Raw genomic sequence first — 24,005 nt, forward strand, 5'->3', positions numbered from 1 at the left:
AGTGAGTTACCGGGGTAACCTCCCCGCGCCCGCCGGTTCCCTAACCAGGTGAACCGGGCGCCCACGGCGCGCACGGGCGGGCGGGGCGGCGGTGCCCGGGTTCCGCCCTGTGCCGGTCGGGGTCCCGCCGGACGGTCAGATCCGCTCCAGCACCTGGGCGAGGAGGGCGCCCATGCGGGCGGCGGAGTCGCGGCCGGCCTCCAGGACCTCCTCGTGGTTGAGGGGTTCGCCGGTCATGCCCGCGGCCAGGTTGGTGACCAGGGAGATGCCGAGCACCTCGGCCCCCGCCTCGCGGGCCGCGATGGCCTCCAGCGTGGTGGACATGCCGACCAGGTCGCCGCCGATGGTGCGGACCATGTTGATCTCGGCGGGCGTCTCGTAGTGCGGGCCGGGGAGCTGGACGTAGACGCCCTCCTCCAGGGAGGGGTCGACCTCCTTGCACAGCGCGCGCAGCCGCGGCGAGTACAGGTCGGTGAGGTCCACGAAGTTGGCGCCCACGATCGGCGAGGTGGCCGTCATGTTGATGTGGTCGCTGATCAGCACGGCCTGGCCGGGCCGGTAGTCGGGGCGCAGCCCGCCGCAGCCGTTGGTGAGCACGACGGTCTTGCAGCCGGCGGCGACGGCGGTGCGCACACCGTGCACCACGGTGGCCACGCCGTGGCCCTCGTAGTAGTGGTTGCGGCCCAGGAACACCAGCGCGCGCCGGTCGCCCATCCGCACCGAGCGCACCTTGCCGGAGTGCCCGGCGACGGCGGGCGGCGGGAAGCCCGGCAGCTCGGTGATCGCGAACTCGTACTCGGCCTCTCCGAGCCGGTCGGCGGCCGGCACCCAGCCGGAGCCCATCACCAGGGCGACGTCGTGGGTCTCGTCGCCGGTGAGCTCGCGCAGGCGAGCGGCGGCCTCCGTGGCGGCGGCGTACGGGTCGCCCTGCGGAGTGCGGGCTGCGTTGGGATGTGCGGAAGAGTTCACGCCGATGAGGGTAGCCGGTTATCTCCTACGCGCGTAGACGTCTCAGGTCACGGTCTGCGAAACTTCGGAGGATCCGACGATTGACGGTCCCATTGTGCCGTCCGGGGAGTCCGGTGGTGAGCGCTTTCCCCGCGCATCACCCAGTGTTCATCTCCGCCCGCCGCCCGGTCCGGGGCGTGCCCCGCGGTCAGCAGGGGCGCTTGCGCAGTTCCATGACGTAGTCGTGCGGGGCGCCCGCGGACTCGGCCGCGTCGGCCATCTCGCCCAGGTAGCGGGCGGAGGGGAGGCCGCCCTCGTAGTCGTTGAGGACGTAGATCCACGCCGTCACGTCGCCGTCGAGGGTGTGCGCCCGGACCTGGTGGCGGCGGTAGATGCCGAGCGGGACGCCCTCCCAGCGGTCCAGCGACTCGTCGTCGACCGGGGCGATGTCGTACAGCCCGACGAAGACCTGGTGCAGCGGGTCCTCCACCAGAGTGGCGATCGCCCCCTCCCAGCCCATCTGCTCGCCGCCGAAGGTCAGGCGCCAGCCGTCGAGCCAGCCGGTTCCGCGCAGCGGCGAGTGCGGGGCGCGGCGGGTCATCAGCCGCGCGTCGAGGTTGCCGGCGTACGCGGCGTAGAGCGACATGGTGACGAGAGTACGACAGAGGGACCCCGCCCACCCGCCCACGACGGCCGGGCCGCGGGGCCCCGTAGGTGATCACTTGGCGCGTGCGGGACAATGGGGTACGTGACTCGGATCGTGATCATTGGTGGCGGACCCGGCGGATACGAAGCGGCCCTCGTGGCCAGCCAGCTGGGCGCGGAGGTGACCGTCGTCGACTGCGACGGCCTGGGCGGGGCGTCGGTGCTCACCGACTGCGTGCCGTCGAAGACCCTGATCGCGACGGCCGAGGTGATGACCACCTTCGACTCCTCGTACGAGGAACTGGGCATCATCGTGGCGGACGACACGCCGCACGTCGAGCAGGCGGCCCGCGTCGTCGGCGTCGACCTCGGCAAGGTCAACCGGCGGGTGAAGCGCCTCGCGCTCGCCCAGTCGCACGACATCGCCGCCTCCGTCACCCGCGCCGGCGCCCGGGTCATGCGCGGCCGAGGGCGGCTCGAGGGCATGCAGGCCATCGACGGCTCCCGCAAGGTCGTCGTGGCGGCCGCCGACGGCACGACCGAGACCCTCACCGCCGACGCCGTGCTGATCGCCACCGGCGGTCGCCCCCGCGAGCTCCCCGACGCGCTGCCGGACGGCGAGCGCATCCTCAACTGGACGCAGGTGTACGACCTGGACGAGCTCCCCGAGGAGCTCATCGTGGTCGGCTCCGGCGTGACCGGCGCCGAGTTCGCCGGCGCGTACCAGGCGCTCGGCTCCAAGGTGACGCTCGTCTCCTCCCGCGACCGCGTCCTGCCCGGCGAGGACCCGGACGCCGCCGCCGTCCTGGAGGACGTCTTCCGCCGCCGCGGCATGAACGTCATGGCCCGCTCCCGCGCCGAGTCCGCCAAGCGGGTGGGCGACCGCGTCGAGGTCACGCTCTCCGACGGCCGGGTCATCACCGGCAGCCACTGCCTCATGGCGGTCGGCGCCATACCCAACAGCTCCGACATGGGCCTGGAGGGCGCCGGGGTCAAGCTGAAGGAGTCCGGCCACATCTGGACCGACAAGGTCTCCCGCACCTCCGCCCCGGGCGTGTACGCGGCCGGTGACGTCACGGGCATCTTCGCGCTCGCGTCGGTCGCCGCCATGCAGGGCCGGATCGCGATGTACCACTTCCTCGGCGAGACGGTCGGCCCGCTCAACCTCAAGGCGGTCTCCTCGAACGTCTTCACCGACCCCGAGATCGCGACGGTCGGCTACACGCAGTCCGACGTCGACGCCGGCATCATCGACGCCCGCGTCCTGAAGCTGCCGCTGCTGCGCAACCCGCGGGCGAAGATGCAGGGCATCCGGGACGGCTTCGTGAAGCTCTTCTGCCGTCCGGGCACCGGGATCGTGGTCGGCGGCGTGGTCGTGTCGCTGCGCGCGAGCGAGCTGATCCACCCCATCTCGATCGCGGTCGACAACAATCTGACCGTCGAGCAGATGGCGAACACCTTCACGGTCTATCCGTCGCTGTCGGGCTCGATCGCGGAGGCCGCACGCCAGTTGGCCACCCGGAAGGCCGCCGGGGAGCTGTAACCGCGGGGCGCGGGGCCGCAGCTTTCCGTATAGCACGCGACGTCCGACTTCACGAACAACTTCTGTTAATCGGTGCAAACTGCTGATAGCAGACGGTCATTGGCGTTACTGTCAGTTTCGTGTTCGCAGCAGAACGTCGCCAACTGATCCTCGAAATGGTGCGCGCCAACGGAGCCGTTTCCCTCCGTGAGCTCGCCCGCGTCGTCCAGACCTCGGAAGTGACCGTACGGCGTGACGTGCGGGCGCTGGAGGCAGAAGGACTGCTCGACCGCCGGCACGGCGGTGCGGTGCTGCCGGGGGGCTTCACCAGGGAGTCCGGCTTCCCGCAGAAATCCCATCTATCGACCGCGGAGAAGACGGCGATCGCCGATCTCGCGGCCGGTCTCGTCGAGGAGGGCGAGGCCATTGTCGTCGGTGCCGGTACCACCACCCAGGAGCTGGCACGCCGGCTCGCCCGGGTGCCGGGGCTGACCGTCGTGACCAACTCCCTGCTCGTGGCGCAGGCGTTGGCGCATGCCAACCGGGTCGAGGTCGTCATGACCGGCGGCACGCTCCGCGGGTCCAACTACGCGCTGGTCGGCAGCGGCGCCGAGCAGTCCCTGCAGGGGCTGCGGGTCTCCCGGGCGTTCCTGTCCGGGGCCGGCCTCACCGCCGAACGCGGCCTGTCCACCTCGAACATGCTCTCCGCGAGCGTCGACCGGGCACTGGTCCAGGCGGCCGCGGAAGTCGTGGTGCTGGCCGACCACACCAAGCTGGGCACCGACACCATGTTCCAGACCGTGCCCACGGACCTGATCACCCATCTGGTCACCGACGCGCCGCCCGCGGGCGACGACCGCGCGGCGACCGAACTCCAGGCGCTGGCCGACCGCGGTGTGCAGGTCGCGGTGGCGTCGACCGACGGTGTGGACGGCGGGATGCCCCACGGGCGGCAGCGGCGGGAGATGCCGCCCGTGCCGGGTCCCCGCCGCCACCAGCACCCGCAGCCGGGCTACTCCGCCGGCAGCGCGGCCCCGCCCGGGGAGCCGCGCGCCCGGGCCGCCGGGCAGTCGGCCGGAGGCGTGGCGGGCAGCATGTCGCCGCTGCGCACCGCCCAACTGGCCGGGGAGCAGCAGGCCGCCCGGATCGCGGACCTGGCACCGCGCCGCCGCTGACCACCGCGGGCCCCGGCCGATCCTCGGCCGGGGCCCGCGTGCGGTGCCGTGCGTGCGGCGCTGTGCCGCCGCAGACGTGGATCAGTCCTTGATCTCGCAGATCAGCGCGCCGGAGGAGACGGAGGAGCCGACCTCGGCGGTCAGGCCCTTGATGGTGCCGGAGCGGTGCGCGTTGAGCGGCTGCTCCATCTTCATCGCCTCCAGGACGACGACCAGGTCGCCCTCCTTGACCTCCTGGCCCTCCTCCACGGCCACCTTCACGATGGTGCCCTGCATCGGCGAGGCCAGGCTGTCGCCGGAGGCGGCGGAGCCCGCCTTCTTCGCGGTGCGCCGCTTGGGACGCGCGCCGCCGGCGGCCGCCGTACGGGCCAGGGTCATGCCCAGCGAGGCCGGGAGGGAGACCTCCAGGCGCTTGCCGCCGACCTCGACCACCACGGTCTCGCGGCCCGACTCGTCGGACTCCTCACCGTCGCCGACGGCGGTGAAGGGCGGGATCTCGTTGGCGAACTCGGTCTCGATCCACCGGGTGTGGACCGTGAACGGGCCCTTCCCGCCGTGCACCTCGGGTGCGAACGCCGGGTCGGCGACCACCGCGCGGTGGAACGGGATGGCGGTGGCCATGCCCTCGACCTGGAACTCGGCCAGGGCACGCGCGGCGCGCTGCAGCGCCTGCTGCCGGGTGGCACCGGTGACGATCAGCTTGGCCAGCAGTGAGTCCCAGGCGGGGCCGATGACACTGCCGGCCTCCACGCCGGCGTCCAGGCGCACACCCGGGCCGGACGGGGTGTCGAACCGGGTGACCGTGCCGGGGGCCGGCAGGAAGTTGCGGCCCGGGTCCTCGCCGTTGATGCGGAACTCGAAGGAGTGACCGCGCATCGGCGGGTCGTCGTAGCCGAGCTCCTCGCCGTCGGCGATCCGGAACATCTCGCGGACCAGGTCGATGCCGGTGACCTCCTCGGTGACCGGGTGCTCGACCTGGAGGCGGGTGTTGACCTCCAGGAAGGAGATCGTGCCGTCGGTGCCGACCAGGAACTCGCAGGTGCCCGCGCCGACGTAGCCGGCCTCCTTGAGGATGGCCTTGGAGGCGCGGTAGAGCTGCTCGTTCTGCTCCGGGGTCAGGAAGGGCGCGGGCGCCTCCTCCACGAGCTTCTGGTGGCGGCGCTGGAGCGAGCAGTCACGGGTGGAGACCACGACCACGTTGCCGTGCTGGTCGGCCAGGCACTGGGTCTCCACGTGCCGGGGCTTGTCCAGGTAGCGCTCGACGAAGCACTCGCCGCGCCCGAAGGCGGCGACGGCCTCGCGCACCGCGGAGTCGTAGAGCTCCGGGACCTCCTCCAGCGTGCGGGCGACCTTCAGGCCGCGTCCGCCGCCGCCGAAGGCGGCCTTGATGGCGATCGGCAGGCCGTTCTCGCGCGCGAACGCCACGACCTCCTCCGACCCGGAGACCGGGTCGGGAGTGCCGGCCACCAGCGGCGCACCGGCGCGCTGCGCGATGTGCCGGGCGGCGACCTTGTCACCCAGGTCGCGGATGGCCTGCGGCGGCGGGCCGATCCAGGTCAGGCCGGCGTCGAGCACGGCCTGCGCGAAGTCGGCGTTCTCCGACAGGAAGCCGTACCCCGGGTGGACGGCGTCCGCCCCGGCTTCGGCTGCGGCCGCCAGCACCTTGGAGATGTCCAGGTAACTGGTGGCCGGAGTGTCACCGCCCAGCGCGTACGCCTCATCGGCCACGCGCACATGCAGCGCGTCCCGGTCCGGCTCCGCGTAGACGGCCACACTGGCGATCCCGGCATCCCGGCAGGCACGGGCGACGCGGACTGCGATTTCACCGCGGTTGGCGATGAGGACCTTGCGCACGATGGCTCCCTCCTTGAAACAAGCAGAGTTTAGGTACTGGCGACACTTCGTGCCGAGGCGCCCCTGGGGGTGAGCTTGCCCACACGGAGGGTGACACGGGTCCCCGCGGGGGGCTGGTATGCCGTGGCTTTCCACGGTAAATCCCTCTTCATCCCGGTGCTTGAGGCCCTGGGGTGTGGGCCGGGTCACCTGTCTCCACCGTGGCCGACGGGGTGTTGGTTTTGTGGGAACTCCACGAAGGCCCGGGGAAAACTTTGCCGGAGCGGCGCCCCATACGGGTGGCGGTGACGAAACCCTTGCCGCGACACCTACCCGTTAGTAGCGTGCGCCCTACGTGATACCGGCGGTAATCCGGTCGGGGACAGGGGGCGCGCAGTGCGCAGGAGTGTCGCCGCGACAGCGGCCGTAGTGCTCGTCCTGGAGGCGTTCGGCTTCGCCGTCGTCAACTGGGTGATGGGCATCGCCGTGGAGCACCAGCAGATGTCGCTCGGCGGCCTGGCGCCCCGTGCCATGGCGGCCGGGGCGTGGGCGGCCGGCGTGGTGATGGCGCTCTTCCTCATCGGCTGCGCGGTCGTCCTCGCCCGTGCCGCGCTCCGGGACCGCGCCCCCCGGCGCCTGGGCCGCGTCCTGCTGATCGTCTGCGCCGTCACCCACGGCGTGCTCGCCGCCGGCCTGGCCGCGCCGGTGGGCTGGGCGGCGTTCGTGGGGATGGTGGTGATCATGGGGCTGGTGGTGCTCAGCCTGGTGCTGTACGCCGATGGCGACACCCCGGCGGTCCCGGTCGCCGGGAAGCCGGACGGGGGCACGCCCCCGTCGCCTCCCGTGGCGCCGGCCGCGGTCTGACGGCCGCCGGCGGCAGCCGACCTCAGGGCTCGCCCGGTCCTGCACGCCGATGGCGTCGCCCCGGTCGCCGGGAAGCCGGACCGGGCGCCTCCCCGCGGCCTTCCGTGGCACGGGCCGCGGTCTGAGGGCCTCTGGCGGCAGCTGACCTTTGGGCTCAGTGCGCGGAGCGGGCTGCCCGAGGGCTGGTGGTGCTCAGCCTGGTGCTGCACGCCGATGGCGTCGCCCCGGCGGTCCCGGCCGCCGGGAAGCCGGACGGGGTGCCCCGCCGGCGTCTCCCGTGGCGCCGGCGCCGGTCTGCCGGTCGCCGATGGCGCCGCCCCCACGGTCCTGGCCGCGGTCTGAGGGCCGCCGGCGGCAGCTGACCTTGGTGCTCGGACCCAGAAGTCGGGGATGCGCTGACCGGGCTGCCCGAGGGCTGGAGGTGCTCAGCCTGGTGCTGCACGCCGATGGCGACACCCCGGCGGTCCCGGTCGCCGGGAAGCCGGACGGGGCGCCCCGCCGCCGCCTCCCGTGGCACCGGTCGCGATCTGAGGGCCGTTGAGGCCGGGTCTCAGACCCAGAAGTCGGTGATGCGCAGACCGAGCTCCGCGAAGAGCCGGCGCAGCAGCGGCAGCGACAGCCCGATGACATTGCCGGAGTCGCCGTCGATGCCGTCGACGAACGGTGCCGAGCGCCCGTCGAGGGTGAACGCCCCCGCCACCTTGAGCGGCTCGCCGGAGGCGACGTAGGCGGCGATCTCGTCGTCGTCCGGGGTGCCGAAGCGGACCGTGGTGGAGCCGGTGGCCGAGACCCGGCGGCCGCCCTGGGACAGGTCGATGACGCAGTGTCCGGTGCGGAGCACGCCGGAGCGGCCGCGCATGGCCTTCCAGCGCGCGGTGGCGTCCTCCGCGTCGGAGGGCTTGCCGAGGGCCTGGCCGTCCAGGTCGAGGACGGAGTCGCAGCCGATGACGACCTCGTCGCCGGAGAGTCCCGCGGCGACCGCGGCGGCCTTGGCCTCGGCCAGCACCAGGGCGAGTTCGGCGGGGCTGCCGGCGGTGACCGCCTCCTCGTCGACGCCGCTGACGACGACCCGCGGGTCGAGTCCGGCGTCCTTGAGCAGTCCGAGCCGGGCCGGGGAGGCCGAGGCGAGGACGAGCGGTCGGGTGCGGGCGCTGCGGCTGTCGGTCATGCCGTCATCGTAGTCAGCAGCGCCAGGCCACCAGGGCCGTGATGACGGGGACGGCGACGGCGATCACGAGCATCGCCCGGCGCATCATCGCCTGGGCCTGCCGCATCTCCTCGGGGGGTTCGTCGGACGGTTCGGACCACAGCATCCGTCCAGGGTGCGCCGCGTGCGGCCGCCCGCGCCTGAGTACGGATACTCAGCCGCGGACGGCACGCGCGGACGCGGTGCCCGGCTCAGTGCGGCCAGTAGGTGGCGCGCCAGGCGGCGGGAGCCGGGCGGAGCGCCCTGGACGGCACGTTGCGCGCGGGGTCGGCCCACTCGTCGGCGGATCGCGGGCCGTCGGCGGCGCCGGGCGCGGCTGCGGCCCGCGCCTGGACCAGGGCGACGACGGCCGCCAGTTCCTCCGGGGTCGGGTTGCCCCGTTCGACCTTGATCATCATCGTGGGCACACTCCTTACAGCGGGATGTTGCCGTGCTTCTTCGGCGGCAGGCTCTCGCGCTTGTTGCGCAGCGTCCGCAGCCCCTTCACCAGGTGCACGCGGGTCTCCGAGGGCATGATCACCGCGTCGACGTAGCCGCGTTCGGCCGCGACGTACGGGTTCAGCAGCGTGTCCTCGTACTCCCGCATCAGTTCCGCGCGCAGCGACTCCGCCTCCTCCGGCGTACCGGCCTCGGCGAGCGTGCGGCGGTGCAGGATGTTGACCGCGCCCTGGGCGCCCATGACGGCGATCTGGGCGGTCGGCCAGGCTAGGTTGAGGTCGGCGCCCAGGTGCTTGGAGCCCATGACGTCGTAGGCGCCGCCGAACGCCTTGCGGGTGATGACGGTGATCAGCGGCACGGTGGCCTCGGCGTACGCGTAGATCAGCTTGGCGCCGCGCCGGATGATGCCGTTCCACTCCTGGTCGGTGCCCGGCAGGAAGCCGGGGACGTCGACGAAGGTGATGACCGGGACGTTGAAGCTGTCGCAGGTGCGGACGAAGCGCGCCGCCTTCTCGCCGGCGTTGATGTCCAGGCAGCCGGCGAACTGCATCGGCTGGTTGGCGACGACGCCGACCGGGCTGCCCTCGATGCGGCCGAAGCCGGTGACGATGTTCGGGGCGAACATCGCCTGGGTCTCCAGGAACTCGCCGTCGTCCAGGACGTGCTCGATGACCTGGTGCATGTCGTACGGCTGGTTCGCCGAGTCCGGGATCAGCGCGTCGAGCTCCAGGTCCTCGGCGCCGACCTCCAGGTCCGCCTCCTGCGGGTAGGCCGGGGCCTCCTGGAGGTTGTTGGACGGCAGGTACGACAGCAGCGCCTTGACGTACTCGATCGCGTCCTTCTCGTCGCCCGCCATGTGGTGCGCGTTGCCCGAGACCGAGTTGTGCGAGCGGGCGCCGCCGAGCTCCTCGAAGCCGACGTCCTCGCCGGTGACGGTCTTGATGACGTCGGGGCCCGTGATGAACATGTGCGAGGTCTGGTCGACCATCACCACGAAGTCGGTAATGGCGGGGGAGTACACCGCGCCGCCCGCGCACGGGCCCATGATCAGCGAGATCTGCGGGATCACACCGGAGGCGTGGGTGTTGCGGCGGAAGATCTCGCCGTACAGGCCGAGCGAGGTCACGCCCTCCTGGATACGGGCGCCGCCGGAGTCGTTGATGCCGATGACCGGGCAGCCGGTCTTCAGCGCCCAGTCCATGACCTTCACGATCTTCTCGCCGAAGACCTCGCCGAGCGCCCCGCCGAACACCGTGAAGTCCTGCGAGAACACCGCGACCGGGCGCCCGTCGACGGTGCCGTAGCCGGTGACGACGCCGTCCCCGTACGGGCGGTTCTTCTCCAGGCCGAAGTTGGTCGAGCGGTGCCGCGCGAGTTCGTCGAGCTCCACGAACGAGTTGTCGTCCAGCAGCAGTTCGATGCGCTCACGGGCCGTCAGCTTGCCCTTCGCATGCTGCTTCTCCACCGCGCGCGCCGAGCCTGCGTGGGTCGCCTCCTCGGTGCGGCGGCGCAGGTCCGCGAGTTTCCCCGCGGTCGTGTGGATGTCGTACTCCGGCTCAGCCATGGGAGGCGGCTCTCCTGTTCCCGTCGGGTCGGTCTGAGGGTGTGACGTGACTGGCGAGTAATTCTGTTTCCGTAGCGTAACCGCGTGGATGCTGCCCGGTCAGTGCGGCGTTGGCCACACCCCTGCTCCTAGGCTGGGGCACATGACATCGAACCGCTGGTCCGACCTCGACCGCCCGCCGCTGAACGTGACGGCCCTGCGCAAGGCGATCGTCACCCCGGACAGCCGGTGGACCTCCCTCGACCTCGTCGAGGCCACCGGCTCCACCAACAGCGACCTGGGCGCCCGCGCCCGCGAGGGCGCGCCCGAGGGCGCGGTGCTGGTCGCCGAGGAGCAGACGGCGGGCCGCGGCCGGCTGGACCGCCAGTGGCAGGCGCCGGCCCGCTCCGGACTGTTCTTCTCCGTCCTGCTGCGGCCGTCCGCCGCCCCCGCCCACCGCTGGGGCTGGCTGCCGCTGCTCGCCGGGGTCGCCACGGCGACCGCCGTCGCGCGCACGGCGGGCGTCGACACGGGCCTGAAGTGGCCCAACGACGTCCTGGTGACCGTCGGGGGCGAGGAGCGCAAGACCGGCGGCATCCTCGCCGAGCGGGTGGGCGACGACGCCGTCGTCCTCGGCATCGGGCTCAATGTCACCCTGCGCGAGGACGAGCTGCCGGTGCCCACCGCCGGGTCGCTGGCGCTCGCCGGGGCCAAGGTCGCCGACCGCGATCCGCTGCTGCGCGCCGTGCTGCGCTCGCTGGCCGACTGGTACGGCGAGTGGCTGGCCGCGGAGGGCGATCCGGCCGCCTCGCGGCTCCAGCAGGCGTACGCGGCCGGCTGCACGACCCTGGGCCGCACGGTGCGCGCGATGCTCCCCGGCGGGGCCGAGGTGACCGGCCGCGCGGTCGCCGTGGACGAGGACGGACGCCTGGTCGTCGCCACCGGTACGGGCGAGCAGGCGGTGGCCGCGGGCGACGTCGTCCATGTGCGGCCGGCGGGAGAGTGAGCCAGGCCACACCTGTCGTATGGTTGGTGCGGCAGCCGCCATACAACAGGTGTGCGGAGGGGCCGGAGCGCAGGGACCCTGGAGGGGGCGGGCGGTGAGCGTGGACGACGCGAGCGACCTCCCGTCGCACGACGGACCGGACCGGGAGCCGGGCAGCGGGCCCGAGGGCACCGCACCCGAGGACGAGCCGGACGCCGAGCCGCAGGACGATCCCGGGGCCGGGACCCCCGGTCCGGACGAGGACCCCATCGCGCTCCGCCTGGAGGCGCTGATCATGGGCGCGGAACGGCTCTACACGCCGTTCCAGGCGGCCCGCAGCGCCGGTGTCTCCATGGACCTCGCGGCGCGCTTCTGGCGCGCCATGGGCTTCGCCGACATCGGCCAGGCACGGGCCCTGACCGAGGCCGACGTGCTCGCGCTGCGCCGCCTGGCGGGCCTGGTGGAGGCCGGCCTGATCAGCGAGAACACCGCCATCCAAGTGGCCCGCTCCACGGGCCAGACCACCGCGCGGCTCGCCGAGTGGCAGACCGACTCCTTCCTGGAGGAGCTGACCGAGCCGCCCGAGCCCGGCCTGACCCGGGCCGAGGTCGCCTACCCGCTGGTCGAACTGCTGCTGCCGGAGCTGGAGGAGTTCCTGACGTACGTCTGGCGGCGCCAGCTGGCCGCCGCCACCAGCCGGGTCGTGCGCTCCGACGACGAGGAGGCCGTGGACCGCCGGCTCGCCGTCGGCTTCGCCGACCTCGTCGGCTTCACCCGGCTGACCCGGCGGCTGGAGGAGGAGGAACTCGGCGAACTGGTCGAGGCCTTCGAGACCACGGCCGCCGACCAGGTCGCCGCCCACGGCGGGCGGCTGGTCAAGACCCTCGGCGACGAAGTGCTGTTCATCGCCGACGACCCGGGCACCGCCGCCGAGATCGGCATGCGGCTGATCGAGACGATGAACGGCGACGAGACGATGCCCGCGCTCCGCGTGGGCATCGCCTTCGGCACGGTCACCACGCGGATGGGCGACGTCTTCGGCACCACGGTGAACCTGGCGAGCCGGCTGACCTCGATAGCGCCCCGCGACGCGGTGCTCGTCGACGGGGAGCTCGCGCAGGCGCTGGTCGCCGGCGGCGAGGCGCCCGAGTCGGAGGCGGAGATCGAGCCCGGGTCGGACGAGAAGTACCGCTTCGCGCTGCAGCCGATGTGGCGGCGGCCGGTGCGCGGTCTGGGCGTCGTGGAGCCCTGGCTGCTGAGCCGCCGCGGCGGCTGAGCGGGCCGGGGACGCTTTCGCCCGCGGGTCCGGCGCCCTACCCTGCTCGGGTTGGTTCACGATCGTTAACGGCCGACCCGAAGGGGTGCGTGGGCAATGTCCGAGCAGCGGTTTGGTGAGTGGGTGGCGGTCCGCCGGCACGGTGACGCGGGTCGGGTCGCCGAGCTGGTGCTCGACCGGCCGAAGGCGATGAACGCCGTCTCCACGGACATGGCGCGAGGGATCGCCGAGGCGTGCGCGGCCCTGGCGGCCGACCGTTCGGTGAGCGTCGCCGTGCTGAGCTCCACCCATGAGCGGGCCTTCTGCGTCGGCGCCGACCTCAAGGAGCGCAACTCCTTCTCCGACGCCGACCTGATGAAGCAGCGCCCGCACACCCGGGCCGCCTACACCGCCGTACTGGAGCTGCCGATGCCCTCGGTGGCCGCGGTGCACGGCTTCGCACTCGGCGGCGGCTACGAACTGGCGCTGGCCTGCGACGTGATCGTGGCGGACCCGACGGCCGTCGTCGGGCTGCCCGAGGTCTCGGTCGGCGTGATCCCCGGAGGCGGCGGCACGCAGCTGCTCCCGCGCCGGGTGGGCGCCGCCCGTGCGGCGCAGCTGATCTTCACGGGGCGGCGGGTGCCCGCGGCGGAGGCGCTCGGGCTGGGCCTGATCGACGTCCTCGCCGAGGAGGGCCAGGACGGTACGGAGGCGCTGGCGTTGGCCGCCCGGATGGCCAGGAACTCCCCGGTCGGGCTGTGGGCCGCCAAGCGGGCGCTGCGCCTCGGCCAGGGCACGGACCTGCGCACCGGCCTGGACGTGGAGGACGCGGCCTGGCGCACGGTCGCCTTCTCCGGGGACCGGGCGGAGGGCGTGGCGGCGTTCAACGAGAAGCGCGACCCGGTGTGGCCGGGGGAGTGATTGGCGCGGGAAACGGCCGTGCCGGGCGGGCCCGGAGCGCGCATGATCCGGTAAACGTCGCAAACTGGTAAAAAGTGTGCGGCGACAGGAGACGGGCGCATGAACGGCACCGGCGGCGGGGACGTGCGACTGCGCGCCGTCGCCGAGCTGGCGCGGGCAGTGGCCGCGGCGAAGTCGCCGATGGAAGCGGTCGTCGCCGCCGCCACCGCCGCCCGGGTCGCCCTCGGCGGCACCATGGCGGCGGTCTCCCGCTGGGAACGCGACCGCGGACGGCTGCGGGTCCTGGTCAACGACGGCGACCTCGCGCCCGACGAGGAGGCGCAGCCCGACGAGGAGGTCTACTCGGTCGCCGACTTCCCCGAGATCGTGGAGTTCCTGCACGGCCGGTGGACCGAGGGCGGCGAGCCGCACGCCTGGGTCGAGACCGCGGACGGCCCCGCGGGCGACCGTACCGGCGCCTACTGCCACCAGCGGGTCGCCATGCTGCGCCGGCGCGGCCGCTCCTCGTGCGTGATCGCGCCGATCCTGCTGCACGGGCTCGCCTGGGGCGAGCTCTACGTCGCCCGGGCGGCCGGTCGGCCGGTCTTCGACCGGGACGACACCGAGTTCGCCACCGTCCTGGCGGCGCTCACCGCCGCCGGGATCGCGCAGACCGAGCGGCTGGCGGAGGTGCGGCGGCTGGCCTTCACCGACCCGCTGACCGGACTGGCCAACCGGCGCGCGGTGGACCAGCGCCTCGAGGAGGCCCTGGAGCGGCACCGCGCCGACGGGACCCCCGTCAGCCTCGTGGTCTGCGACCTCAACGGCCTCAAACGGGTCAACGACCAGCTCGGGCACGCGGTCGGCGACCGCCTGCTGGTCGGCTTCGGCTCGGTGCTCTCGCTGTGCGGCGCGGCGCTGGAGGAGAGCCTGGTGGCCCGGCTGGGAGGCGACGAGTTCTGCCTGCTGTCGGTGGGGCACGGGGCCGAGGACGTGGTCCGGGTCGCCGAGGAGCTGTGCGTGCGGACCAAATGGCTGGGACTGGGCGACGGGGTCGCCGTGGGGGTGGCCTCGACGGACGCCGAGATCGGGCCGGTCACCTCGGCCCGGCGGCTGTTCCGGCTGGCGGACGCCGCCCAGTACCGGGCGAAGGCCCTGCACTCCATTGAGCCGGTCGTCGCGGGCCGCGGCGCACCGGAGGACCCGGTCGTCCGCCTCGCCGACCAGCCCGCGGGCCACGACGTGGAACGCCGCCGCTTCCGCGGCCGGGACTAGGCGGGCCGCGGCCCGCGGGGTCCCGACTGCGCTGCGTCGGCCGTCGGCGGTTACGGCTTGCGCCGGAAGCCGGGCTCGCGCGCGCGGGCCGGTACCTGGGCCGTCCCGGCTGCGGCGGGGTTCTTCCCGCGCTGCGGTGCGTTGGTTGCCGGCGTGCGGGGTGCCGCGGCGGTGTGCGTGGTCTGTGGTGGGCGGCGGAAGCCGGGCTCGTGCGGGCGGGTTGGAGCCTTGCGCTGTTCCGGCTGTTGGTGCGGTGTGTCCGGGGCCCGCGCGGGGCGGCGGCTCGGGCGGTTCGTCGCCGGTGTGCGGGGTGGCCGCGGGGTCGCGCAGGGGGGTCGCGGTCCCGGTTGCGGCGGGGGTTGTTCCGACGCTGCGGGTGTTGGTCGCCGTCGTGCGGAGTGCGTTGAGGGGCTTGCGCGGGCGCGAGGGCTTGGCCGGTTGGTCGCCGCGGTGCGCGCGGTGCGCGTGGTCTGTGGTGGGCGGCGTGCCCGTGCCGTCCCGGCTGCGATGGGGGTTGTTCCGCGGTCGCCGTCGTGCGGGGTGCGCAGCCGTGGCCGGCAGCTTCGGCTTGCGCGGACGGGTCGGTGCCTCTCGCGGCTGCTGTGGTCGTCGGCGCCGTGCGGGGTGCTCGTGGGCTCGGACGGGCAGGTCGTTCCCGCCCGGGGGTGGGCCTGTGCGGGTGCGGTGCCGCAGGCCGGGTCGTGGGGGCCCGCGGCCCCCCGCGTAGGGTCGGAAACCGGACGCGTGACAGGTTGGGATTCAGTCCGTAGGGTGCGTGAATATGGGTATGCATAACGTGGTGATCGGGGCCCACGGGGCCGCGGTGGAGGATGTGCTGGCTGTCGCCCGCGGTGGCGCGCGCGTGGAGCTGTCGGCGGAGGCGCTGGCCGGGATCGCCGCGGCGCGCGACGTCGTGGACGCGCTGGCGGCGAAGCCGGAGCCGGTCTACGGCGTGTCCACCGGCTTCGGCGCGCTGGCCGTGCGGCACATCAGCCCTGAGCTGCGCGCCCAGCTCCAGCGCAGCCTGGTGCGCTCGCATGCGGCCGGCATGGGCCCGCGCGTGGAGCGCGAGGTCGTCCGCGCGCTGATGTTCCTGCGGCTGAAGACGCTCGCCTCCGGCCGGACCGGTGTGCGCCCCGTCGTCGCCGAGACGATGGCCGCCCTGCTCAACGCGGGCATCACCCCCGTCGTCCACGAGTTCGGCTCGCTGGGCTGCTCCGGCGACCTGGCCCCGCTCGCGCACTGCGCGCTGGTGCTCATGGGCGAGGGCGAGGCGGAGGGCCCCGACGGCGTCGTGCGCCCGGTTCCCGAGCTGCTGGCCGCGCACGGCATCGAGCCCGTCGAACTGCGCGAGAAGGAGGGCCTGGCCCTCATCAACGGCACCGACGGCATGCTCGGCATGCTCGTGATGGCCCTCGACGACCTGCGTCTGCTGTTCACCTCCGCCGACGTCACCGCCGCGCTGTCCCTGGAGGCGCTGCTCGGCACCGACAAGGTGCTCGCCCCCGAACTGCACGCCATCCGTCCGCACCCGGGCCAGGCCGCCAGCGCCTCCAACATGCGCCGTGTGCTGGCCGGTTCCGGGCTCACCGGGCACCACCAGGACGACGCGCCGCGCGTGCAGGACGCGTACTCGATCCGCTGCGCCCCGCAGGTGGCCGGCGCGGGCCGCGACACCGTGGCGCACGCGCTGACCGTCGCCGAGCGCGAGCTGGCCTCGGCCGTCGACAACCCCGTGGTGCTGTTCGGGGACGAGGGCTCCGAGGGGCGGCTGGAGTCCAACGGCAACTTCCACGGCGCTCCCGTGGCCTACGTGCTGGACTTCCTGGCCATCGCCGCCGCGGACCTCGGCTCGATAGCGGAACGGCGCACCGACCGGCTGCTGGACAAGAGCCGTTCGCACGGCCTGCCCGCCTTCCTGGCCGACGACCCGGGTGTGGACTCGGGCCTGATGATCGCTCAGTACACGCAGGCCGCGCTCGTCAGCGAGAACAAGCGGCTCGCGGTGCCCGCCTCGGTGGACTCCATCCCCTCCTCGGCGATGCAGGAGGACCACGTCTCGATGGGCTGGTCGGCCGCGCGGAAGCTGCGGCAGGCGGTGGACAACCTGACCCGCATCGTGGCGATCGAACTGGTCGCCGCGTCCCGGGCGATCGAGATGCGCGTGCAGGGCAGCGAGGTCCTGGTGCCGGCGCCCGCGTCACAGGCGGTGCTGAAGGCCGCGCGTGAGGCGGATGTGACCGGCCCGGGCCCGGACCGCTTCCTGGCCCCGGACCTGGCGGCCGCGTACGAGTTCGTCCGCAGCGGCGCCCTGGTGGCGGCGGCCGAGTCGGCGACCGGGCCGCTGGCCTGAGACCTGCCGGTCAGTAGGCGCGGGCGCGGCGGCTCGCATTGAGGACGAGCGCCGCGCCCATGCCGAGGAACGCGGTGCCGCCGATCAGGTACGGCGTGGTGTCGACACTGCCGGTGTCCGCGAGCTGCTGTTCCCCGTCACCGCCGGACGCGGTGGTGGAGGTCGCCGTGGACACCTCGGCAGCCGTCGTCGTCGTGTGCTCCGGATTGGCGGACGCGTTCGGCACGAAGTAGAGCGCGCCGAGCACGGCCGCCGAGGCGACGGCGACGTAAGCGGGAGAGCGGTACGAGGTCAATGGATCCCCCAGCGGATGCGGTGACTTGACCGTGGAGCCCGATGTTAGTGAGACAAGGGGTGCGGAGGGAAGTTCGAACCTGGAACACACCCTTCCGCAACCTCCGTGCCGCTCCGGCGGGTATCCTCCCGGCCGGATCCGGGTGCCTCCCCCCGCGGCGGGCCGCGCGAGCATACGCTCCGTCACATGAGCACTACTGACATCCCCATCGGGGAGAGCGGGCCGCGTTACGTGCGGCTCCAGGTCGAGCTGGTCCTGGAGATCACGGGGCCCGACGAGCTGACGGATGCCGCGCTCGACCAGCTCGGCGGCGACGAGTACATGCCGGAGGACGAGCGGCAGCACGCGGAGTCCTCGGTCCGCCAGGACGAGTCCGAGGCGCTGGCGTACCTGGTCGATCCGTTCGACCTGGTCACGGGCGTGCCGGGAGTCGATATGGTCCAGGCGTCCTGGTCCTGCGCTCACACGGAGTACGACCCCGACTCCGATGAGTGGGACCTCTACGACGACGAGACATCCGCCGACGACGCCGACGACGCCGAGGAGGCAGACGGTGACCGAGTTGCGGAAGGGAAGGAACCGGGCGGCCGCTGAACGCGTCATCCCCTGTACGTGACTCACAGGCCCCGGGCCCATCATTGGGTCCGGGGTTCCGTATGAGCTGCTGCGGACAACGCGATCGTGTTGTTCCCCACACTCTGCGGCATGGAGGAACGGACCTAAGACCCTGGCAGTTCCCGAGAGTACGACCGACGCTCGAATGAGGTCCGCGGCTTGCGTAGCCGCGGGCTGGGGGATCGCGTACCGAAGACATTGGAGATTCGTGTGAAGCGCGCCGAGACCGGCACAGCCAACGACCCGCGCCCCACCCGCAAGCGGGGGGCTGAGCTGGCAGCGATTGCTCTGCTGGCCGTCGGCGCGATCACGCTGACCGCCTGCGGGGGAGACAAGGCGGACGCCGGCACCGACAACACCGTCAAGTCCCAGGCGTCGGTGGACGACGCGGCGGCCAAGGACGCCTCCGACGCCCGAATAGCCATCACCCCCAAGGCCGGTGCCGACAACGTCAGCATCAACTCCGGCTCCAAGGTCGCCGTCACCGAGGGCAAGCTCAGCGCCGTGACGATGACCTCGGTCGCCGACGGCAAGGAGGTCGAGGGAACGATCTCCGCCGACGGCACGAGCTGGGCGCCGAACGCGCCGCTGGAGCGCGCCACCAAGTACTCGATCGTCGCGAAGGCGGAGGACACGAAGGGCCGCAAGGCCACGGAGAACTCGACCTTCACCACCGTCTCCGCCGCGCACAGCTTCATCGGGTACTACACCCCCGAGAACGGCCAGACCGTCGGCGTGGGCATGCCGGTGTCGATCAACTTCAACAAGGCCATCACCGACAAGAAGGCCGTCCAGACCGGGATCACGGTCACCTCCAGCAGCGGCCAGCAGGTCGTCGGCCACTGGTTCAACTCCACCCGCCTGGACTTCCGCCCCCAGAACTACTGGACCGCCGGCTCCACGGTCACGGTCAAGCTGAACCTGGACGGCGTCCAGGGCGCCAGCGGTGTCTACGGCGTCCAGCAGAAGACCGTCTCGTTCAAGATCGGTCGCAGCCAGGTCTCCACGGTCGACGCCTCGACCCACCAGATGAAGGTCGTCCGCGACGGCCAGGTCATCAAGAACATCCCGATCTCGGCGGGCTCGGACGAGCACACCACCTACAACGGCCAGATGGTGATGTCCGAGAAGTTCACCGAGACCCGGATGAACGGGGCGACCGTCGGCTTCACCGACGACGACGGCAAGGGCGAGTACGACATCAAGGACGTGCCGCACGCCATCCGCCTGACCACGTCCGGCACCTTCATCCACGGCAACTACTGGGGCTCGGACGGGGTCTTCGGCCACGTCAACACCAGCCACGGCTGCGTGGGCCTGAACGACACCAAGGGCGCGAAGGACACCAGCACCGACGCGTACTGGTTCTTCACCCACTCGATCATCGGCGACGTGGTGATCGTGAAGAACTCCAAGGACAAGACGGTCGACCCGGCGAACGGCCTCAACGGCTGGAACCTGAGCTGGGCCGACTGGAAGGCCGGCAGCGCGGTCTGATTTTTTCGTCTTAAGGGCTCGGTTCGCCTCCGGGGCGCCTGTTGCGCCTGTCGACGGTCGATCGTGCTCGGTCCCTCGTTCCTCGGGACCTCCGCGCCCCCAGCTACCGCTGGGAGGTGCCCCCACTCCCTTTCGACAGGCGCGCGCCCCTTTGGCTCACTCGCCAGGGCGCCACAGGGGCCCGGAACCAGACGGTTCCGGGCCCCTGTGCATGCCGGGTCGGTCAGTCCTTGGAGCCGTCCACGATGACCGGGGTGCCGCTGCTGTTCGTGCCGCAGGGGACCGCGTAGACGGGGTGGGCCTTGGCGGCCTCCTTGTAGGCGTCCAGGCACTGGTTGTAGAGCACCTTGTCGCTGAGCGAGCCCGCGATGATCCGGTTGGCGCGGGCGATGCCCTCCGCCTCGATCCGCTTGCGCTCGGCCTCGGCCTTGGCCGTGCGGGCCGCCTCGACCGCGCGCTCGGTGTCCTGCTCCTGCTGGATCTTCTTGTCGATCTGCGTCTGCAGCTGGTCGGACGGCCGCACATTGCGCAGGTTGACGGCGGTGATGTCGATGCCGCGCGGCGCGAGGCGCTCCTTGATCAGGGCGTCGATCTCCCCGCCGATCTCCTCGCGGGCGGAGGCGTAGCCCTCCTCGCTGGTGTGCTTGGCGAAGACGTTGCGGATGATCTCGCGGCTGTCCGGCACCACCAGGCGCTCCTGGATGGCCTCCTCGTTGCCCGCCAGCCGGTAGAGGCCGACGGCCTTGGCGGGCACCACGGCCCACTTCACGGTGACGTCCGCGTACAGCACACCGCCCTGCGAGGAACGGACCTCGACGACGTCCTTGTCGTAGAGGTTGAGGTCCGCGGGGCGGGTGGAGAAGGCGGTGATGTCGGTGAACGGCGACGTGAAGTGGACGCCGGAGGTCAGCGGCGAGCCGACTTTGCCGAAGGTCACGGGCACGCCGACCTCGTAGGCGCTGACGACGTGGACGCAGGCGAAGACGCCGGCCAGTACGCCGGCGAGCGCGCTGAGGGCGGCGCCCAGTTTCCAGCCCCCGGTGCGGCCGCGGCCGACGAAGAACAGCACGACGGCCGCGATCAGCAACAGGATGCACAGCACGAGCACGGGAATCCCCCCGGGACGGAAACGATCCGCGCCGCCTCCCCGTGCGGCGCGGATGCGCATCGTAACGGCCAGCGGTGTCTAGGGGGTTCGCAATTGCTGAGGGTCGTCGAGGAGGTCGCGCACGACGCTGTACGCCGCGCCCAGCAGGACGCCCTCGCGCCCCAGCCGGGACACCAGGACCGCGTCCGCGGGCCATTGGCGGTCCGTCACGCGCCGGTCCAGCTCCCGCACCAGCGCCCCGCGCAGCCAGGGGGCGAGCGCGGCCAGGGTGCCGCCCAGCACGACGGCCTGCGGGTCCAGCAGGTTCACCGCGCCGCTGAGGGCGATGCCGAACGCCTGGCCGGCGGCGGCCAGCGCCTTGAGCGCCGCGGCGTCGTTGCCGGCGGCGGCGGTGTGCAGGGCCTTGAGGGCGTCCAGCCGGTCGGGGCCGATCCCGGCGGCCCGCAGCACCGCCTCCTCGCCCGCGTACTGCTCCAGGCAGCCCCGGGAGCCGCAGGAGCAGTGGGGGCCGTTGGGGAACACCGGTACGTGACCCAGCTCACCGGCGAAGCCGCGGGCGCCGCGGAAGAGCCGGCCGTCGATCACGAGCGCGGCGCCGATGCCGATCTCCGCCGAGACGTGCACGAAGTCCGTGACGCCCTCGTGGCCGCCGAGCCACAGCTCGGCCAGGGCGCCGAGGTTGGCCTCGTTGTCGATCAGGGTCGGGGTGGGGGTGAGCGCGTCGAAGTACTGTGCGGCCGGCACGTCCTCCCAGTCGAGGTTGGGGGCGCGGGTGACCTCCCGCCGGTCGCGCCCGACCAGCCCGGGGACGGCGACCGTGAGCCCGGCGGGGAACAGCCCGCTGTCGTGGACCTCGGCTGTCACCTCCCGGACGAGCGTGGCCAGTTCGCGCAGCACTTCGAGGGCCGGACGGCCGCGGTTGGCGGCCTCGACGCGGGCCCGGGCGCGGACCGTGCCGCGCAGGTCGATCGCGCAGACCGCCAGGTGGTCGACCCCGACCTCGGCGCCCAGGCCCACCGGGCCGCTGTCGCTGAGGGCGAGCGCGGTGCCGGGCCGGCCGACCGTGCCGGGGCGCTGCGTGCCGAGCTCCACCAGCAGCCCGGTCGCCAGCAGCTCGTCCACGAGCGTCGAGACCGTCGCGCGGGTCAGGCCGACCTCCGCGGCCACCGCGGCGCGCGACATCTCGCCGTGCTCGGCCACGGCATGGGCCACGAGGGCCAGATTCCGCCTCCGCACGCCCGCCTGCGATCCCGGGCCTTCCGCCACGTGCCGATCCCCTCTCGTCCGATGCCTGCTGTCTGATTGGTGGTGTTCTGTCCTACCCTCGCACGCCCTGCGGCCGGGTCAACCGCCCGTCGGCCGGGCCCGCAGGTGCATCCGCTCGCCCTGGGCCCCGAAGAGGCTCAGGAACTCCACGGGCTGCGGTCCCGCGTTGGCGAAGCCGTGCGGGGTGCGGGTGTCGAACTCGGCGGCCTCACCCGCGGTGAGCACGAGATCGTGGTCGCCGAGGGTCAGCCGCAGCCGTCCGGACAGCACGTAGACCCACTCGTACCCCTCGTGCTGCCCCTGCTCGGGCCGGACCGCCGGGTCCTGGGGCGCCTGGATGATCATCTTGTACGCGTGCAGCCCGCCCAGATAGCGGGTGAGCGGCACGAAGGTCTTCCCGTGCCGGGTGACGGGGCGCGGATGGACGCGCGGGTCCCCGGTCGGCGGCGCTCCCACCAGCTCGTCCAGCGGCACGCCGTACGTCTTCGCCAGCGGCAGCAGCAGCTCCAGCGTCGGTTTGCGCTGCCCGGACTCCAGCCGCGACAGCGTGCTCGACGAGATGCCGGTCCGCTCGCCGATCTGCGCCAGGGTGGCGCCCCGTTCGCGCCGCAGCGCCCGCAGCCGCGGTCCGACGCCGGACAGCACGCCGGGTATGTCGTCGTCCGTCATGACTCCATTTGCCGTTCCGGCAAGCACGGTTGTCAAGACCGTACCGGGTGGCGGGCGGTCTCCCGCCCCGGTGCGGCCCGCGCGGACGGCATTCCGCGCGGGCCGCACCCGGCGGCCGCGCCGCCGCCGGGGAGCGCCTATTTCACGCCGAAGGCCCGCGACAGCTCCGCCCCGATGCGGCCGAGGGTCTCCTCGTCGCGCGGGACCGGGTCGTACGACGGGCCCTCGGCGGTGTTCCAGCGGCGGGCGATCTCCTGCGGGGTCTCGCCCGTCAGCAGGGCCGCCGCCTGGGCCGCCGCGCCGAGGGCGACGAGCTCGTCGGCCACCGGGACGCGCACCGCGCGGCCGGACAGCCGCCGCACCGTCTCCCGCCAGGCGGTGCCGCGCGCGCCGCCGCCGATCAGCAGCAGGGGCGCGTCGGAGGCGGTGCCGTCGACCGCGAGCACCTGGTCGAGCGCGCTGAGCAGGGCGTACGCGGCGCCGTCGTAGGCGGCCTGGAGGATCTGCCCCGGCGTGGTGTCGTGCCGCAGTCCGGTCAGCAAGCCGGAGGCGTACGGCAGGTTGGGCGTGCGCTCGCCGTCGAGGAACGGCAGCAGCACGGGGGAACCGCCCGGGGCGACGGCCTCCCGGTCCAGGGAGAGCAGCGCCGCGACCTTGTCGACCGCGAGCGTGCAGTTCAGGGTGCAGGCCAGCGGCAGCCAGCCGCCGTGGCCGCCGGCGAAGCCGGCCACGATGCCCGTCGGGTCGGCGGGACGGGCCGCCGAGGGCGTGTAGACGGTGCCGGAGGTGCCGAGGCTGAGCGCCGGCTGCCCCGGGGCGAGGCCGAGGCCGAGGGCGGCGCCGGCGTTGTCGCCGGTACCCGCGGCGACCAGGGCGCCCTCGCGCAGCGGCAGGCCCGGCAGGACGGCGCCGGCCCGCTCGCCGGGGCCCAGGACGCGGGGCAGCAGGGCCGGGTCCAGGCCGATCGAGGCGAGCATCGCCTCGTCGTACGCCTCGGTGTCGGTGGCCCACCAGCCGGTGCCGGAGGCGTCGCCCCGGTCGGTGACGGCGGCGCCGCTCAGCCGCTCGGTGAGGAAGTCGTGGGGCAGCCGCACCGCCGCCGCGGCCTTGGCGGCCTCCGGCTCGTGCTCGGCCAGCCACGCCCACTTGGTGACGGTGAAGCTCGTGCCGGGCACGCTGCCGAAGCGCTCCGCCCACCAGGCGGCGCCGTGCTTCTCGACCAGGGCGGCGGCCTGGGGCGCGGAGCGCACGTCGTTCCAGAGCAGCGCGGGCCGCACCGGCTTCCCGTCCGCGTCCAGCACGACCAGGCCGTGCTGCTGCCCGCCGACGGAGATCGCGCCGGCCTCGGCGGCGTACGGGCCCAGCTGGGCCAGTGCCTCGCCGAGTGCCGTCCACCACACCTCGGGGTCGGTCTCGCGTCCCTCGCCCTCGCTCACCACATGCCGTGCCTGGCCCCTGGCCAGCACTTTTCCGGTCTCCACCTCGACTGCCAGCACCTTGGTGGACTGCGTGGAGCTGTCCACACCCAGTGCGATCGTTCCGTGCGCCATGTCGCGGCTCATGCTGCGGCTCCCTTCACAAAGCGGCGTTCGCATATTAATTTGTTCAACGG

22 protein-coding genes are annotated in these 24,005 nt (G+C 73.0%); 10 read left to right on the forward strand and 12 right to left on the reverse strand.

Translation table 11 applies throughout. The features are described from left to right. Positions 1-135: 135 nt before the first annotated feature. Both ACIP9H_RS08890 and ACIP9H_RS08895 read right to left on the reverse strand, forming a co-directional pair. Positions 136-969, reverse strand: a complete 834-nt coding sequence (locus tag ACIP9H_RS08890) for a purine-nucleoside phosphorylase (RefSeq protein ID WP_401580930.1) — start codon at positions 967-969, stop codon at positions 136-138. Positions 970-1,156: 187 nt separating this feature from the next. Then, positions 1,157-1,594 (reverse strand): gamma-glutamylcyclotransferase, encoded by a 438-nt coding sequence (locus tag ACIP9H_RS08895; RefSeq protein WP_360901941.1) that lies wholly within the window; start codon positions 1,592-1,594, stop codon positions 1,157-1,159. A 93-nt stretch (positions 1,595-1,687) separates the two neighbouring features. On the opposite strand from ACIP9H_RS08895, the gene ACIP9H_RS08900 reads away from it, so the two are divergent. Next, positions 1,688-3,136, forward strand: a complete 1,449-nt coding sequence (locus ACIP9H_RS08900) for an NAD(P)H-quinone dehydrogenase (RefSeq protein ID WP_401580928.1) — start codon at positions 1,688-1,690, stop codon at positions 3,134-3,136. 155 nt (positions 3,137-3,291) lie between these two features. Further along, entirely contained in the window at positions 3,292-4,290 is a 999-nt protein-coding gene (locus tag ACIP9H_RS08905) for a DeoR/GlpR family DNA-binding transcription regulator (RefSeq protein ID WP_401581165.1), read from the forward strand. An 81-nt stretch (positions 4,291-4,371) separates the two neighbouring features. Here the strand turns inward: ACIP9H_RS08905 and ACIP9H_RS08910 are convergent, their stop codons facing one another. Further along, positions 4,372-6,144: an acetyl/propionyl/methylcrotonyl-CoA carboxylase subunit alpha gene (locus ACIP9H_RS08910; RefSeq protein ID WP_401580926.1), complete on the reverse strand. Its 1,773-nt coding sequence runs from the start codon at positions 6,142-6,144 to the stop codon at positions 4,372-4,374. Between the two features lie 375 nt (positions 6,145-6,519). Here ACIP9H_RS08910 and ACIP9H_RS08915 point away from each other — a divergent pair, with 375 nt between their 5' ends. Continuing rightward, positions 6,520-6,987, forward strand: coding sequence for a hypothetical protein (locus tag ACIP9H_RS08915; RefSeq protein WP_401580925.1), 468 nt, complete (start codon positions 6,520-6,522; stop codon positions 6,985-6,987). A 550-nt stretch (positions 6,988-7,537) separates the two neighbouring features. Here ACIP9H_RS08915 and ACIP9H_RS08920 read toward each other — a convergent pair. The 4 genes from ACIP9H_RS08920 to ACIP9H_RS08935 all read right to left on the reverse strand — a co-directional run bounded on the left by ACIP9H_RS08920 (position 7,538) and on the right by ACIP9H_RS08935 (position 10,196). Further along, entirely contained in the window at positions 7,538-8,155 is a 618-nt protein-coding gene (locus ACIP9H_RS08920; RefSeq protein ID WP_401580923.1) for a Maf family protein, read from the reverse strand. A gap of 13 nt (positions 8,156-8,168) precedes the next feature. Continuing rightward, positions 8,169-8,300, reverse strand: coding sequence for a morphogenic membrane protein MmpB (gene mmpB / locus ACIP9H_RS08925; protein ID WP_401580922.1), 132 nt, complete (start codon positions 8,298-8,300; stop codon positions 8,169-8,171). Positions 8,301-8,385: 85 nt separating this feature from the next. Next, positions 8,386-8,589, reverse strand: coding sequence for an acyl-CoA carboxylase subunit epsilon (locus ACIP9H_RS08930; protein ID WP_360902925.1), 204 nt, complete (start codon positions 8,587-8,589; stop codon positions 8,386-8,388). Positions 8,590-8,606: 17 nt separating this feature from the next. After that, the gene (locus ACIP9H_RS08935; protein WP_401580920.1) at positions 8,607-10,196 is read right to left on the reverse strand and encodes an acyl-CoA carboxylase subunit beta; all 1,590 of its coding nucleotides are present in this window, start codon (positions 10,194-10,196) and stop codon (positions 8,607-8,609) included. 142 nt (positions 10,197-10,338) lie between these two features. On the opposite strand from ACIP9H_RS08935, the gene ACIP9H_RS08940 reads away from it, so the two are divergent. The 5 genes from ACIP9H_RS08940 to hutH all read left to right on the forward strand — a co-directional run bounded on the left by ACIP9H_RS08940 (position 10,339) and on the right by hutH (position 16,943). Beyond that, on the forward strand, positions 10,339-11,181 hold the full coding sequence (locus tag ACIP9H_RS08940) for a biotin--[acetyl-CoA-carboxylase] ligase (protein WP_360901917.1): 843 nt from the start codon (positions 10,339-10,341) through the stop codon (positions 11,179-11,181). A 94-nt stretch (positions 11,182-11,275) separates the two neighbouring features. Continuing rightward, a complete protein-coding gene (locus ACIP9H_RS08945) occupies positions 11,276-12,436 on the forward strand; it encodes an adenylate/guanylate cyclase domain-containing protein (protein ID WP_401580919.1) in 1,161 nt (386 codons plus the stop codon). A gap of 96 nt (positions 12,437-12,532) precedes the next feature. Continuing rightward, a complete protein-coding gene (locus ACIP9H_RS08950; protein WP_401580917.1) occupies positions 12,533-13,336 on the forward strand; it encodes an enoyl-CoA hydratase/isomerase family protein in 804 nt (267 codons plus the stop codon). A gap of 99 nt (positions 13,337-13,435) precedes the next feature. Beyond that, positions 13,436-14,590, forward strand: a complete 1,155-nt coding sequence (locus ACIP9H_RS08955) for a GGDEF domain-containing protein (RefSeq protein WP_401580915.1) — start codon at positions 13,436-13,438, stop codon at positions 14,588-14,590. A gap of 787 nt (positions 14,591-15,377) precedes the next feature. Next, a complete protein-coding gene (hutH, locus tag ACIP9H_RS08960; protein WP_401958627.1) occupies positions 15,378-16,943 on the forward strand; it encodes a histidine ammonia-lyase in 1,566 nt (521 codons plus the stop codon). Positions 16,944-16,953: 10 nt separating this feature from the next. On the opposite strand, the gene ACIP9H_RS08965 is transcribed toward hutH, so the two are convergent. Continuing rightward, positions 16,954-17,238: a hypothetical protein gene (locus ACIP9H_RS08965; protein ID WP_401580914.1), complete on the reverse strand. Its 285-nt coding sequence runs from the start codon at positions 17,236-17,238 to the stop codon at positions 16,954-16,956. A gap of 186 nt (positions 17,239-17,424) precedes the next feature. Between ACIP9H_RS08965 and ACIP9H_RS08970 the strand changes: the two genes are divergently transcribed. Further along, positions 17,425-17,832, forward strand: coding sequence for a hypothetical protein (locus tag ACIP9H_RS08970; RefSeq protein WP_401580912.1), 408 nt, complete (start codon positions 17,425-17,427; stop codon positions 17,830-17,832). A gap of 231 nt (positions 17,833-18,063) precedes the next feature. Then, positions 18,064-19,350: an Ig-like domain-containing protein gene (locus ACIP9H_RS08975; RefSeq protein WP_401580910.1), complete on the forward strand. Its 1,287-nt coding sequence runs from the start codon at positions 18,064-18,066 to the stop codon at positions 19,348-19,350. Between the two features lie 223 nt (positions 19,351-19,573). Here the strand turns inward: ACIP9H_RS08975 and ACIP9H_RS08980 are convergent, their stop codons facing one another. The 4 genes from ACIP9H_RS08980 to xylB all read right to left on the reverse strand — a co-directional run bounded on the left by ACIP9H_RS08980 (position 19,574) and on the right by xylB (position 23,955). Next, a complete protein-coding gene (locus ACIP9H_RS08980; protein WP_401958393.1) occupies positions 19,574-20,458 on the reverse strand; it encodes a prohibitin family protein in 885 nt (294 codons plus the stop codon). 78 nt (positions 20,459-20,536) lie between these two features. After that, on the reverse strand, positions 20,537-21,670 hold the full coding sequence (locus ACIP9H_RS08985; RefSeq protein ID WP_401580906.1) for an ROK family protein: 1,134 nt from the start codon (positions 21,668-21,670) through the stop codon (positions 20,537-20,539). A gap of 132 nt (positions 21,671-21,802) precedes the next feature. Continuing rightward, positions 21,803-22,393, reverse strand: coding sequence for a helix-turn-helix domain-containing protein (locus ACIP9H_RS08990; RefSeq protein ID WP_401580904.1), 591 nt, complete (start codon positions 22,391-22,393; stop codon positions 21,803-21,805). Between the two features lie 137 nt (positions 22,394-22,530). After that, a complete protein-coding gene (xylB, locus tag ACIP9H_RS08995; protein ID WP_401958397.1) occupies positions 22,531-23,955 on the reverse strand; it encodes a xylulokinase in 1,425 nt (474 codons plus the stop codon). Positions 23,956-24,005: the final 50 nt, after the last annotated feature.

It is taken from the genome of Streptomyces sp. NPDC088732 (assembly GCF_044751205.1).
Taxonomy (GTDB): Bacteria; Actinomycetota; Actinomycetes; order Streptomycetales; family Streptomycetaceae; genus Actinacidiphila.

What these genes read in the sequence shown, in the direction of transcription:
- ACIP9H_RS08895 (WP_360901941.1), bottom strand. Translation starts at nt 1,594, where the DNA reads ATGTCGCTCTACGCCGCGTACGCCGGCAACCTCGACGCGCGGCTGATG.
- ACIP9H_RS08900 (WP_401580928.1), top strand. Translation starts at nt 1,688, where the DNA reads ATGGGGTACGTGACTCGGATCGTGATCATTGGTGGCGGACCCGGCGGA.
- ACIP9H_RS08905 (WP_401581165.1), top strand. Translation starts at nt 3,292, where the DNA reads ATGGTGCGCGCCAACGGAGCCGTTTCCCTCCGTGAGCTCGCCCGCGTC.
- ACIP9H_RS08920 (WP_401580923.1), bottom strand. Translation starts at nt 8,155, where the DNA reads ATGACCGACAGCCGCAGCGCCCGCACCCGACCGCTCGTCCTCGCCTCG.
- mmpB (WP_401580922.1), bottom strand. Translation starts at nt 8,300, where the DNA reads ATGCTGTGGTCCGAACCGTCCGACGAACCCCCCGAGGAGATGCGGCAG.
- ACIP9H_RS08930 (WP_360902925.1), bottom strand. Translation starts at nt 8,589, where the DNA reads ATGATCAAGGTCGAACGGGGCAACCCGACCCCGGAGGAACTGGCGGCC.
- ACIP9H_RS08935 (WP_401580920.1), bottom strand. Translation starts at nt 10,196, where the DNA reads ATGGCTGAGCCGGAGTACGACATCCACACGACCGCGGGGAAACTCGCG.
- ACIP9H_RS08940 (WP_360901917.1), top strand. Translation starts at nt 10,339, where the DNA reads ATGACATCGAACCGCTGGTCCGACCTCGACCGCCCGCCGCTGAACGTG.
- ACIP9H_RS08950 (WP_401580917.1), top strand. Translation starts at nt 12,533, where the DNA reads ATGTCCGAGCAGCGGTTTGGTGAGTGGGTGGCGGTCCGCCGGCACGGT.
- ACIP9H_RS08955 (WP_401580915.1), top strand. Translation starts at nt 13,436, where the DNA reads ATGAACGGCACCGGCGGCGGGGACGTGCGACTGCGCGCCGTCGCCGAG.
- hutH (WP_401958627.1), top strand. Translation starts at nt 15,378, where the DNA reads ATGCATAACGTGGTGATCGGGGCCCACGGGGCCGCGGTGGAGGATGTG.
- ACIP9H_RS08970 (WP_401580912.1), top strand. Translation starts at nt 17,425, where the DNA reads ATGAGCACTACTGACATCCCCATCGGGGAGAGCGGGCCGCGTTACGTG.
- ACIP9H_RS08990 (WP_401580904.1), bottom strand. Translation starts at nt 22,393, where the DNA reads ATGACGGACGACGACATACCCGGCGTGCTGTCCGGCGTCGGACCGCGG.
- xylB (WP_401958397.1), bottom strand. Translation starts at nt 23,955, where the DNA reads ATGAGCCGCGACATGGCGCACGGAACGATCGCACTGGGTGTGGACAGC.